At 66.3% G+C, this 12,180-nt stretch carries 10 protein-coding genes and 2 pseudogenes; 9 read left to right on the top strand and 3 right to left on the bottom strand.

The genetic code is table 11. The features are described 5' to 3' along the window. The 4 genes and pseudogenes from HCN52_RS05280 to HCN52_RS05290 form a co-directional block, all read left to right on the top strand. Window positions 1-106 (top strand): annotated as a pseudogene (locus HCN52_RS05280) (IS5/IS1182 family transposase); the annotation flags it as partial. Window positions 107-1,226: 1,120 nt separating this feature from the next. Further along, the gene (locus tag HCN52_RS05285; protein ID WP_168087193.1) at window positions 1,227-1,994 is read left to right on the top strand and encodes an ABC transporter permease; all 768 of its coding nucleotides are present in this window, start codon (window positions 1,227-1,229) and stop codon (window positions 1,992-1,994) included. A gap of 85 nt (window positions 1,995-2,079) precedes the next feature. Further along, window positions 2,080-2,322 (top strand): annotated as a pseudogene (locus HCN52_RS25215) (IS5/IS1182 family transposase); the annotation flags it as partial. 100 nt (window positions 2,323-2,422) lie between these two features. After that, window positions 2,423-3,028, top strand: coding sequence for an SMI1/KNR4 family protein (locus HCN52_RS05290; protein ID WP_168087194.1), 606 nt, complete (start codon window positions 2,423-2,425; stop codon window positions 3,026-3,028). 225 nt (window positions 3,029-3,253) lie between these two features. On the opposite strand, the gene HCN52_RS05295 is transcribed toward HCN52_RS05290, so the two are convergent. Continuing rightward, a complete protein-coding gene (locus HCN52_RS05295) occupies window positions 3,254-4,630 on the bottom strand; it encodes an IS1380 family transposase (RefSeq protein WP_168087195.1) in 1,377 nt (458 codons plus the stop codon). A 393-nt stretch (window positions 4,631-5,023) separates the two neighbouring features. Between HCN52_RS05295 and HCN52_RS05300 the strand changes: the two genes are divergently transcribed. Both HCN52_RS05300 and HCN52_RS05305 read left to right on the top strand, forming a co-directional pair. Next, the gene (locus HCN52_RS05300) at window positions 5,024-6,196 is read left to right on the top strand and encodes a site-specific integrase (protein ID WP_209314188.1); all 1,173 of its coding nucleotides are present in this window, start codon (window positions 5,024-5,026) and stop codon (window positions 6,194-6,196) included. A 485-nt stretch (window positions 6,197-6,681) separates the two neighbouring features. Then, entirely contained in the window at window positions 6,682-7,593 is a 912-nt protein-coding gene (locus HCN52_RS05305; RefSeq protein ID WP_168087196.1) for a DUF6731 family protein, read from the top strand. 859 nt (window positions 7,594-8,452) lie between these two features. On the opposite strand, the gene HCN52_RS05310 is transcribed toward HCN52_RS05305, so the two are convergent. Both HCN52_RS05310 and HCN52_RS05315 read right to left on the bottom strand, forming a co-directional pair. After that, window positions 8,453-9,691 (bottom strand): helix-turn-helix domain-containing protein, encoded by a 1,239-nt coding sequence (locus HCN52_RS05310; protein ID WP_168087197.1) that lies wholly within the window; start codon window positions 9,689-9,691, stop codon window positions 8,453-8,455. After that, entirely contained in the window at window positions 9,688-10,005 is a 318-nt protein-coding gene (locus tag HCN52_RS05315) for a putative quinol monooxygenase (RefSeq protein ID WP_168087198.1), read from the bottom strand. Before HCN52_RS05315 ends, HCN52_RS05310 begins: the two co-directional genes overlap by 4 nt. A gap of 204 nt (window positions 10,006-10,209) precedes the next feature. On the opposite strand from HCN52_RS05315, the gene HCN52_RS05320 reads away from it, so the two are divergent. From HCN52_RS05320 to HCN52_RS05330, 3 genes are all read left to right on the top strand, one after another. Continuing rightward, the gene (locus tag HCN52_RS05320) at window positions 10,210-10,539 is read left to right on the top strand and encodes an SCO3933 family regulatory protein (RefSeq protein ID WP_168087222.1); all 330 of its coding nucleotides are present in this window, start codon (window positions 10,210-10,212) and stop codon (window positions 10,537-10,539) included. Window positions 10,540-10,542: 3 nt separating this feature from the next. Continuing rightward, a complete protein-coding gene (locus HCN52_RS05325) occupies window positions 10,543-11,895 on the top strand; it encodes an FtsK/SpoIIIE domain-containing protein (protein WP_312876550.1) in 1,353 nt (450 codons plus the stop codon). Between the two features lie 73 nt (window positions 11,896-11,968). Beyond that, window positions 11,969-12,154 (top strand): hypothetical protein, encoded by a 186-nt coding sequence (locus HCN52_RS05330; protein ID WP_168087199.1) that lies wholly within the window; start codon window positions 11,969-11,971, stop codon window positions 12,152-12,154. Window positions 12,155-12,180 lie beyond the last annotated feature (26 nt).

Raw genomic sequence — 12,180 nt, forward strand, 5'->3', positions numbered from 1 at the left:
CACCCTCAAGTCCTGGCGGCTCCTCCGCAAGCTGCGGTGCTCAACCAGCCGCATCACCGCCCTTGTCCAAGCTGTCCTCACCCTGCGTCTGGCCAGCTCAGCGTGAGGATGGCAAAGGCTCATTGTGTACGTCTCCGTGAGGTTCTGCCCGTCCCGGATCGGGGTCCGAACCCACGGCCGCGAAGTGGCGGGAGTGCAGCTAGATGAGCACCTAGTAGTCCACGACACACCCAGACCAGCCGGGAGCTCCCCGGTGGAAGCCAACATGGTGACCTGATCGGTCTCGGTCCACCTCAGACGTGAGGTTGACATGTCCAGCTGCTGCGCCGTGGCGAACAGAGCAGTCCCGAGCACCCGGCCCTCACTGTTCCGGTAGGTGTACCTCACGTTCGGGAAGATCTGGCACTGCATGGTTCGGGTCGCGTACCAGTAGCCGTCCTCGTCGCCCGTGCAGTTGTTGACCGGCAAGGAAGTGTTCAGCACCGCTGCGCTCCTGAGCGCAGCGGTGCCTTCGGCTCGAGACAGCAGTGTCAGGCAGCTGTACGACCGAGGCTCCTGAGTCGACAGCTCTGCCCTCTCTCTAGCTACTTCACACTCCTCCTCACGCGGGCCAGGCTGGCGATCACTGCCAGCCAGCCGCTCCTTCTCTTCGTCGAGGGAGACGTCACTGAGTGAAGCGGAGAGAGGTGGGCCGTCGGGAGTCGCCGCAGCTGCCGTCGTATGTACCGCAAGCCCGACAAGTAGTGCGGATGTGACCACGACGGAGGGGAAGAGTCGTCTTCTCACTGAGAGCCTTTCACGCAACACGATGTGGCCGTCGGGGCCCGACGGCTCTGACATGCGGAACTCCGTGACATCGTGGCAGCCCTCTGTCACCGTCGGTGCGGCTATCGGCCAGGCCGGAAAGCGCGCCAGCCGAAACGGCCGGGCACTCCACCAGGCTTCAGCAGGCGCTTGTCGCTAAGCGGCTCGCTTCACCACGGCGCCCTCTGATGATCGTCAATACGATCTTGAGACACCCACCAGGCAGCACTACCATCGGTACCTGTCTCGTAACCGTTGGCCATGAGTCGCGCGGCTCCGGGTCAGCGGCTGCGCCGCCTGCGATGCCTGGGCAGTCGCGGACCAAGCCCGTCGCACCGTCCCCAGCCCGAGCCGCGAGCGACGCGGCGCGCGCCGCGGGAGCGACCGGCACGGACACGGACACCGTCACCTACGCAGGCGACGTGGGCGCCATCCGCCCCTTCCCCGTCCTGGCAGGCACCTGGCCGAACCCCGAAGCTGCGGCCGCCCGCACGGCACACGTCGCCCTGAACACCGCCGCCGCCGAACTCGTCAACGCCGACCGCGACCTGCGCTCGCTCAACAGCCAGGGCTTCCTGCTGCGGGGGACACCGGGCAGCGCTCCGGAGCCGGTACGGGTCCTGGCCGTCGTAGACGACGGAGACGACCTGCCGCGGGCGTGGGTCCCCGCCCCGGAGATACAAGCCCGGGCTGGACCGGCACCGCAGGCACAACTCCAGATCCTTGCCCGCACCCGTACCGGAAGCGGAGCGGCCCGCGACATCCTCGCCCGGGCCACCGAAAGCCACGCGGTGCCGTTGACGGGAGCAATCGTCCGCATCGACACCGTCGACGACCTGACCTCCACCCTGTCGATGCTGCGCGGCATCTTCTTCGGCGTCGGCGCGATCACCCTCACCGTGGGCGTGATCGGCGTCCTCGACATCGGGTTGGCGAGCCTGAGAGAACGAGCCGAGGAACTCGCACTACGCCGCGCTCTGGGAGCTCGACGCTCAGACGTCGCGATCCTGGTGCTCGCAGAGTCCGTCCTCATCGGACTCCTCGTGTGGGGTAGCGCCGGCAACGTGGGCTTCCCCCGCTCCGCCGGCTTCGCCGGGCTTACTGCCGGTGCTCTGGCCGGCCTGGCGGGCGGCGCAGTCCCCGCACTGCGCGCAGCATGGCTTCCGATCGCCATGGTCATGCGGGCCTGACCAGCCAGTGCTCCTCCTCGCGGCCACGCCCCGCCGGAAGCGTGCGGTCTCAGGGTGCAGACTCACGTGGTGCGGCTGGCCTTCGCGTCGGCGTCGACCGGCAAAGCTGCACGGAGACCCGGGATACGACTTCGACCGGCTTCGCGTGTGGCTCCGCTCCCGCAACATCACACGGCGCATCGCGCGAAGGGCTATCGAATCCTGCCAGCGACTGGGCCGCCGTCGGTGGACCGTGGAGCGCATGGTGGCACGGCTGTCCGGGTGCCGCCGCCTGCGCCGTCGCTACGAGCGTCGCCAGCGGCGCACCCTGATCTGCTGCCGCAGGCTGGCAGCCTGTCCGGGAAGCGCTCCGAGCTGGGATGATCCCGTGCCACTCCAAGAGGGCTGCTTCCTTCCCAGACAGGCGGCACATACCACCGAGGAACGCCATGATCGACTACCTGGCCGCCACTATGGCGATGCTCGGCCCGGCCGAGAACCGCTACGCGAACCCCGCAGCCTGGGAGCGGCTCCACACGCAACTAGACATCCAGCTGCCGACCGACTACCAGGCCCTCGTGGACGCATACGCTCCCATCCAGCTCAACGGCCACCTCTACCTGCACCATCCCGCGACCGAGCCATGGAACCTGGGCCAGTGGATCAGGGACACGGTCCGGGCCTGGAACGACGTGCCCTGGGATGAACTCGACCTTGACGCCGACGAAGATCCCCGTGCGCTGTTCGGACTCACGGAGCTGACCTTCGGCACCCGCAACGGACTGTGGCCCATCACCAGCACCGACCGAGGCGAAACCATCTTCCTCATGACCGAGGACGACACCGCCCCGCGGTTCCTGGTCGAAGACGGCGAAGGCGGCTGGGCACGATACGACATGAGCTTCGCCGAGTGGCTCTACCGCTACCTCATCGGTGAAGACATGGCCGGCCTCAACACCTCCGCCTTCTACCCTGGCCCAGTACAACTGCGCCGACTTCCGATGACCGCCGACGAACGGCCACAACCGTGGACCGGGCCAGACCGCGGCATGTAACCCGTCCGCCACGACAGCTACAGGCGACCGTCAGTGCCTGGAGAACCATACGCTCACTTATCAGCCTCGATCTTTCGTGAGGGTCCGCCGAGGGAGTCGGCGGACCCTCACGCTGTCCGTGGCTGAGGCCGGACAGGGTGGTGTCCCGGGTGTCGCCTCGGGTGAGCGCCGGGTTCCACTGTTCCGGTCGGGGTGGTGCTGGTGTCGGGACGGGTCAGCCGTTGGTTATCCGGGGTGGGGCAGGAGTGCGAGCCGTTCCAAGGCGCCGGTGATCAGGTTGGTCCAGGGCCAGTGCCGGGTGAGGCGGAGGATGCGGCGGCGGCAGGTGGTGACGAGTTGGGCGGCTGCGGAGAAGAGGCGGAACTGCAGTCGGCGGGGTTCCCCGAGCCGGGCGGTGCCGGTGAGGGCGAGCATGGGCATCCAGGCCAGCAGGTCAAGGGCGAGCTGGACGCTCTCGAACCAGATCTTGTTCTGGGCCGTGCGCTTCAGGGGCAGGTTGCGCAGGCCGGTTGCCCGTGCTGCCCGGATCCGGTCCTCCGCGCGGGCCCGCAGCCGGTGGCGGAGTTCGAGTTCGGCGATCGGGGTTGTGGGGGTGTTGGTGGCGAAACAGGTGATCCGCATGCCGTCCGCGTCGGTGATCCTCAACTGCGCGCCGGGGTGTGGCCGTTCCTTGCGGACGATCAGCCGCATCCCGCCCGGCCAGCCGTCGAGCAGGTCGCCGGTGAGTTCGGCGATCCAGGCCCCGTCGCGGATCTCACCATTGGTTTCGACGGCCGGGGTCCGGGCCGTGGCGGGGATCTTCAGGACGTGTTCGTGGATCTGCTCGGTGATGACCATGCCGACGGAGTAGGACAGCCGGCGTCCGCGCTTCGTCAGCCAGTCCACGAAGTCGTGGGTGCCGCCGGCGGAGTCGGTGCGGATGAGGGTCTTGCGCCCTCGCCGGTACTTCTTCGGTAGCTGGGCGAGGGCGAGCTGGGTGGTGGTGATGTGGTCGGCCGCGGTGTTGGAGCCCGCGTTGCCCGGCCGCAGGAGGGCAACGACGGGTTCTCCGGTGCCGCCGGGTCCGTGATCGACGAACGCCATGAGGGGGTGGTGGCCGTAGGTCTTCTTCCAGGTCGCGGCAGCGTCCTGTTTCTCCGAGTGCGCGATCACGAGAACGCCGTCGAGGTCGACCGTGACCTGGCCGTCGGCGTCTGGGGCGTTCCCGCCCGCCAGTGACCAGACCCGGTTGCGGGCTTCGGCCCGTGCGGACCGGATGGCTTGGAGGGCTTTGTCGCCGGAGGCGGCAAGAGCGTCGATCAGGCGGGAGACGGTCGGGTCGGAGGCGACCGCACCGAAGACGGCCAGCTCGCACCGCAGCATCGCGACATCCGCGAGACAGTCCCTGCCCTGCGCGACCGCCAGCGCGACATCCAGGAGCACCTTGCCGGGATCATGGACAGCCCGCGTCTTCCGCCACGGAGCCAGAGCTACGGTTATGACCTGGTCAAGACCGGTCTTGCGGACCGTCTCCACGAGCTGGACCGAACCGGCCCGCGACACGAGGGTAAGACCCGGTACGCTGTTTCGCCTGGGAAGTGCCTCCGACAGGGGCGGGAACAAGGACCTCCGCAATCCTCATTCTCGCTGGTCAGAGGCACTTTCAGCTTTGCTGACCGTCTGCCGGACAGCACGCTTCATGAAAGCGCGAGGATAGTGAGGCTCGGCTGCAACAGAGTCTGGCCAGGCTCCTGTCGCTCGGTGTGCTCGGACCTTGCGGTTTGGCCTCCGGCTGGTGCCGCATTCCTGTAGCTCGGCACAGAAGCGATGCTGGGCGGAGTGCTGTTGCATGCGACCTGCCGAGACAAGCGCCCGCACCCTCTCATCGGCAGAGCGGGCAACCAGCGCGTCTGCCGCGAGCGAACTTGCCACTCCCCGCTGGGTACCGCCGCATCTTCGGGCTAACGTTCCGCGGTGCCGCGCAGGGCGGTGACCAGTAGCGGAAGGGGAGTTATCTTGAAGGATCCGATACGAAAAGTGCTCCACAAGGACGGTCGCACTCGTTATCGCCTGGTGGTGGATGTCGGCACTAACGAGGCCGGCAAGCGGAAGCAGCTGACGCGCACCTTCGACACGAAGAAGCAGGCGGTCACCGAGCTTTCGCGTATCCGGCACCAGGTTCAGCAGAGCACCTTCGTCGCACCGACCAAGCTGACGGTGGACGAGTGGCTCGACACCTGGCTCACCAGCGCCACTCGCGAAGTCGAGGCAGCGACTGCCGCGAACTACGAGGACGCCCTGCGGCCGGTACGGACCCACCTCGGTGACAAGGCTCTGCAGGCGCTCACCGAGCAGGACATCGAGGGCCTGGTCGACTGGATGCTGACCAGTGGCCGGGTGCGGGGAGGAAAGCCCGGCACTGGCCTCGGAGTCAGGTCGGTCCGGTTGACTCTGGGCCGGCTCCGTGCAGCGCTGAACATGGCGGTGCGCCGCCAGCTCGTGCCCCGAAACGTCGCGCAGTACGTCACCATCCCCCGGAAGGCACGCGACGCCGCGCTGGAGGCGAAGGCCGAGCGGAAACCGTGGACGGAGGAGGAAGCACTCCCCTTCCTGCGCCACATCGCCGGGGACCGCCTGCACGCTCCGATGCTGCTCCTGCTCCTCGGCCTGCGCCCAGCCGAAGTATGTGGCCTTCGCTGGCAGGACGTGGACCTCAAGGTCGGGACGCTGCAGGTAGCGATGACCCGGACCAACGTCGAACGCATCGTGGTCGAGAAGGCTCCGAAGACAGCGGCGGGACGGCGGAGGCTTCTCCTCCCCCGCGTTGTCACCGAGGCCCTGGGCAGCTTCCGTACCCAGCAGGCGAAGGAGCGGCTCGCGGCTGGCGAGGCATACTCCGCCAGCGGTCGCGTCGTGGTCGACGAGCTCGGCGGGGCAGTGAAGACCGACTGGCTTCGCCGCCGCTGCTACCGCCTCATGGAGACCTCCGGAGTACGGCGGGTCCGCCCCTACGACGCCCGCCACGCCGTCCTCACCTGGTTGGCCGCCTCGGGGGTACCGGACGTCGTGGTCTCCGCCTGGGCCGGACACAGCGATCTGTCCTTCACTAAACGGGTCTACGTACACCCGGACGTACAGCACCTCCAGCCCGCGGTGGACCGGCTCAATGCCGTGTTCGACCAGGCCTGAGGCGGCACCGCGGACGAATGTGAGAAGTTGTGAGAGGCAGCCCTGAAACACAAAACAGGGCCCCGTCTCACATGAGTGAAACAGGGCCCTGACCTGCGATGGAGCCTTGCGCTCCTGTCGGGACGACAGGATTTGAACCTGCGACCCCTTGACCCCCAGATCACTGCGGGTGCTCCTGCTGCCTGGTCAGACAGGCCACACCGAGCGTCACTTCGCCTAGCCCCGAGGCTGCCGTGCCTTCACGAGCACAGCGTGTGGTCCCTGCCTGGTCCCACGACCCACCCCTCACGAGAGGCGCTTGCTTCCGCCCCAGAGCGCAGGCCCTCAGGACGGGGCCCCCGCGATGCACGGCGTCATAGCAGTTGACGCCGGACTGTCAGAGCCAGGCGAGATGATGACGCGTCAGGATCGCGCAACCTACCTCCGGGGGACAGGACTCCCCGGAAACAACGACAAGCTACCCGAGGACCTCGTAGCCTGTAGAGATGCTGAAGAGGAAGCTTGTCTTCTACCGATGGTCGTCCGCTGGCGGGCGGCGTCCCTTCGACCCCTCTGCGGTCGCGCAGCGCCTCGATGCGGCGGTACGAGACGACAGTGCACAGCAAGTTATCGAACGCGACGGGGTCATCACGGCGATCGAGGTGGTCAGCGTTGGCGGCGATAGGCAGCCGTCCCGGTTCAGACTGCTGGCGCTGCGAGGAGAAGAGGATCGCCCAAGCAAATGGGACTCGGCTGGATCCATCGGCCCCATCGAACTGCGCAGCCATGAGTACGCAGCCGATGTGACGCACGTGGCGATCTGGCCGGATGGTCACTGCGCGCATGATTCGTCGCAGCACGGACCCCGACTCTCCCGCATGTCTTTCTTTCTTCGACACAGAATGAACGAGTACGTACAATTCTCCCCTATCTACAAGGATGACACCCTAGAGAAACTGAAGGAGATGGCCGGGCAAATCAGGTCTTTTGACCTTTCCATGACCAAGCCTGAATATAGCAGTCAAGATAGAACCACATTCGGAACCCTATTCCCTGCAGTGGCGGGAGAAAAACTACCTTCCGTCCGAGTGTCTCTCGGAATGGGGCGAACCGGGAAGCGAGACCGATTTATTGACCAAGAAATCGAGGAGCACATCATGCACCTAGCCGAGAATTCTAGCGACCTCCTCACCGGAATGATCGTGCGAGGGCGCAATAAGAGGACCGGCCAGATCCAGGTGGTTAACCTCATGAAAGATAAACTGGGCGTCGATATCGAAGTTCAGTCACGCCCAGGCATCCGGTCCGTGCCGAGATCCGAAGCAATCTTCCATGAGCTTGACCAAGCTTACAAGAAGTTCAGCCAGGAACAAACCTTCGAGTCGAGCTCAGCCGCTGAAGTCACTTATCGAGATTAGGCGACGACATGGACAAGCATGACTAGCTTGCTTCGCTGGGTATTCAGCAACCTCTGGTCGATCCCCATCGGGGTCTTCCTCGCGTCCGCGACCGCGATCACCGCATTCACTACAGTCAATGGCGGACCGATCCTCCTCGCTTCGGTGAACGCGTCACTCAGGAAGGACATTTACTCATCACTGACTGGCTCCTCCAGCGGCCTTCTTGGGTTCTGCCTGGCAGCGGTCGCGATTCTCGCGGCTTTCACTCCGAGGCGAGGGAACACCTCTACGTCTCGCCACTACGAGCGAAACATGGCGAACGCACGAAGCGACATTGCCAAATGCCTTCTCACAACTAGTCTATTCCTGATCTTCATCTTGGTATCATCAACCATCGGAATTGGCGTCGACTCAAGCCCTGCCGGAAACCTTATAATTTCTAGCATTGCCACTTCTGCTGGTTTTGCCAGCGTCACGGGAATTCTCATCTCCGGCGCCGGTGTCACGCTGTCGATTCTCGAGAGAGGGCAGGGGTAATCGAGGCGTCTCGAGAGGTCGGTGGAGGGGCTTTGGGCGGGAGCTGCCATGGGGCGAGTGATCATGGCCCTTTAAGCTGGTCCGCGAATCGGGCAGTCCTTGGACCTGCCCGCAATAGCCCGATCTTGGGCCATGATCTTCGAGGCTCGCCCCATGGTGGCTGCCTAAAGCCCTGGAGCCGACCGCCCCAGCCACCCACGTTCCCCACCACCGCGCCGCCGCACCCGCGCGGCCGGCGGACCGGGCCGGAGCGGGGCGGAGACAGGAGCGGCGGCCCGGGGGAGCCGGGCCGCGCAGCGAGCGGAGCGAGCCTTGATGAAGTAGGGAAAGTTGTACCGCGTCAGGGCATGGCATCGGAGCGTTCGGCTAGCTGGAGCAGTTCAGGGCTTGCCTTGGACCCAGACGTGAGTACGAGCTCTCGAATGGCATCTCGGGCCGCTACGTGGGTGTGGATCAGGTCCGGGGTCACTGTCTCAGCGGCAAGCATGGCGGCCAGCGCTTCGCCGACTTGACGCCGCTGTGCGTAGGCACGGCCGAGGTCCATGGACAAGCGCCCCTGCCGCTCTGCTGACAGCACTTCGGGGTTGATCCGCGTGCCGCTCTCGATGGCTTCGCCTGCATCGCCGAGTTCGACAGCGATAGATACCGCCTGCACTTCGACGTTTGTTGGGCCGAACTCCAAGTTGAAGTCGTTTCGGTCCTCGCCAAGGCGGTTGGCAACCTCGCGGGCTCGCGTGACCGCCTCGCGTGCCTCCTGCCTTGCTCCTCCGCGTGCGTGCACGAGTGCCAGCGAGAGGTACAGGGCGCCGAGTAGCGATAGCTCTTGTGGTGCCGGTTCAGCGTCGTCCTGTGCCTGCACTAGTGCGTCCACAGCAGACGTTGCGGCGTGCTCGGCCTGGTCGAGATGCTTGAGTCGTACGAACGCCTGCACCAGCCGGAAGATGCCGGCAAAGACCTGGTGCGGCTCCCCGGACCTCTCTGCCGAGTTGATCGCTCGATCCGCTGCGACCCACGCCGCGTCCGGCTGATCCTGTCGCACGAATGCCGCAGCCAACGCCTGGTACGTCTGGCTGAGCAGCGACCAGCCGGCGGACCGCTCTGCTTCGACGGAAGTTCGCACCGCTCGCTCAAGCTTGGGAAGTAGCTCAGCCAGTCCTTCACTCAGTTCGACGTACCGGCTGTTGTGTGCGTGGTCCCAGACCTGGGTTACAGCCTCACGTAGTTGCCCGATGTCTTCGGGGCTGAGTCCGGGATGACGCAGCAGAAGTCCGGGACTTGGGTGCCCAGAGAGCAGGAGGCGGGCACGGTCCAGGTCGTTGGACCGCTCAGCCGGGATGCTGGCCGCGGGCTCATCCGCGTGCGCTTCGGGCCTGAGGTCGTGCTCTGTCACACCCAAGCTGTCGGCGAGCATGCGAATCACCGGTAGGCGGTTGACCGGCTGTGCGCCTCGTTCGACTTGCGAGACCCAACTGGCAGTTCTTCCAACCTTCGCTGCCAGCTCTTCCTGAGTGAGGCCCCTCTCTTTCCGCAGCTTGGCGACGGTGCGGCCGAACCCCCGCCGCTCTTCAGGAGTCGTCACACCCGGACCAGCTTTCCGGCGGTCGCGTCGAGGAAGGTCACCTGAACATCACGCAGGTACTGCTCCCGCTGAGCGAGAAAGTGCTTCACGTGCGGCTGCTCCTCGTGCGAAGCGAACGCCGCGCGGTCTGCGTACAGCTCGTAGAAGACGCGAACCAGCGGCTCCCCTTCCACGGTGTGCACGACGTAGGTGAGGGTGCCCGGCTCTTCGCTGGCGATCTTCGGCGCCGTCGCGGCAACCAGTGCATCGAACCCGGCGGCGGCACCCTCATCACGAAGCGTGAAGCGGACATAAAGCCCGAAACCCATACTCATAGATCCTCCAGAGGTCACACCCAGGTTCCCAGACTCACTGGTTCACCGCTACTCGCAGAAAAATGTTGACTAGCAGAATTTCTGCGAGTAGCTTCGTCGGTGTGCTGCTGGTCCTCCCGGGCCTCAGCCAGTCCTGACATGCGGAAGCGGCGCCCTACACCAAGCAGGCGCGCCGCTCCTTCCCCCTCCTCAGAGGAGTTCATGATGCGTCAGATCCCGGTGGACACCAGCGGCGCGATGGTCATGCTGGCCCAGGCGCCGCAGATCAAGATTGCGAACCGGCAGACGGGCGAGATCGCTCTGGATCGTGAGACGAACGCGAAGCTGATGACGGCGGACGTGTTGTTCGTCCGGGATGGGAACGCGGAGCTGGTGACCGTCACGGTCCCGGAGACGGGGGTCTCGGGTGAGCTGGACTCGGGCGCTCGGGTGTCGCTGACGGGGTTGATCGCCCGGCCGTGGGAGAACGAGTTCAACGGCCAGAAGCGTCACGGGATCGCGTTCCGGGCCGTTGCGATCACGCAGGTTGCGTGAGTCGTGCTCGGTCTGGCGCTCGTCCTGGTCCTGGTTGCCGCGCTGGTTGCCCTGCGGTGGGTGCGTCCGGCGTGGTGGTGGCTCACCGTTGGGTGGGCGTTGGCGGTGGTGCGGGTGCTGCGTCGGTGGTCGTCGGTGATGGATGCCTGCGGGCTAGTGGAAGACCCATCCCGTTTGCGGCTGATGGTGGCCCGGTGGGTGCATCGGCCTCTTCCCTCCCCGCGGGTCCCCCGGCTGGTCCGGTTACGGGTGACCTCGACCGGCATAGTCGTCCGGGTCCGGTTGCTGCCGGGGCAGGATGCTTACGACTTCCGGTCGGCGTCTGACCGGCTGCGGCACTCCTTCGCGATGCAGCAGGTCACCTGCCGGGAAGTGCGGGCCGGGCTGGTCGAGCTGCGGATGACCGGGTTCGATGTGCTGGCCCGGGTCCACATGCACGAGGTTGCCGGCACATCCGGGGATGGCCTGCGGCTGCCGGTCGCGGTGGTCGAGGACGGGTCGACGCATTGGCGGGACTACCGCCGCATCCCCCACGCCCTGACGATCGGCGCCACCCAGTCGGGGAAGTCGGTCTACCAGCGCCGCCTGGTGAAGCTCCTCGCGCCGCTGCCGGTCGCTCTGGTCGGGATCGACTGCAAGGAGGGCGTCGAACTCGCCCCCTACGCCCCGCGCCTGTCCGCCCTGGTCTCCACGCCCGAGGACGCTCTTGGTCTGCTGAACGGGCTGCTGGAGCGAATGGAGGCGGTCTACCAGCTCATCCGACGCGAGCAGCGCATCAGCGCCGACACCCCGGCCGCGGAAATCACCTCCGACATCTGGGGCCTGCCCGCGGAGCTGCGGCCAACGCCGGTGGTGGTGATCGTGGACGAGGTCGCCGAACTGGCCCTGGTCGCCTCGAAAGCCGAGGAGAAGCGCCGCGACGCCATCATCACCGCCCTCGTCCGGTTGGCTCAGCTCGGCCGCGCCGCCGGCATCTACTTGGAGGTGTGCGGGCAGCGCTTCGGCGCCGATCTCGGCTCAGGCATCACGATGCTCCGCGCTCAGCTCTCCGCCCGCACCGTGCACCGCGTCAACGATGAGGGCACCGCGAAGATGGCGCTCTCCGACGCCGCCCCCGATGCTGTTGCAGCGGCGGTCCGCATCTCTCCGGACCGGCCCGGGGTCGCCGTCGCCGCGACCGCTGCCGGTGGCTGGTCCCTGATCCGCACCCCGCACACCACGATGCGCGAAGCGGTCACCGCCTGCACTGAGCACGCCGCGGCCACACCCCGCATCAACGAGATCGCCGCTTGGCAGCCCTCGCCTGCGGTCTCCCTGAGCAAGGCACCGATGCGGCCCGCGGCCACCCTCGCCTAACCCCCTCTCCCCGAACGCTCCGGCCCGGCCACGGGCCGTGTCCTTACCCCTCCCATGCCGAAATGAGGACCCGATGCCCCGCCAGAAGACCCCGCCGGCGACCACGCCGCCCGCCCGCACAGAGCAGACCGACAACGACTGTGGCGACTGCAAGGACGGCACCGTCACCACGACCGTCCGGGTTGGCCGCTCCCGCCGAACGGTCGGCGAACAGACCTCGCTGTGCCTGTCCTGCCTCGGCACCGGCAACCCCACCTGATCCCGCCCAACCACCGCACGACGGAA

It is taken from the genome of Streptomyces bohaiensis (assembly GCF_012033785.1).
Taxonomy (GTDB): domain Bacteria; phylum Actinomycetota; class Actinomycetes; order Streptomycetales; family Streptomycetaceae; genus Streptomyces; species Streptomyces bohaiensis.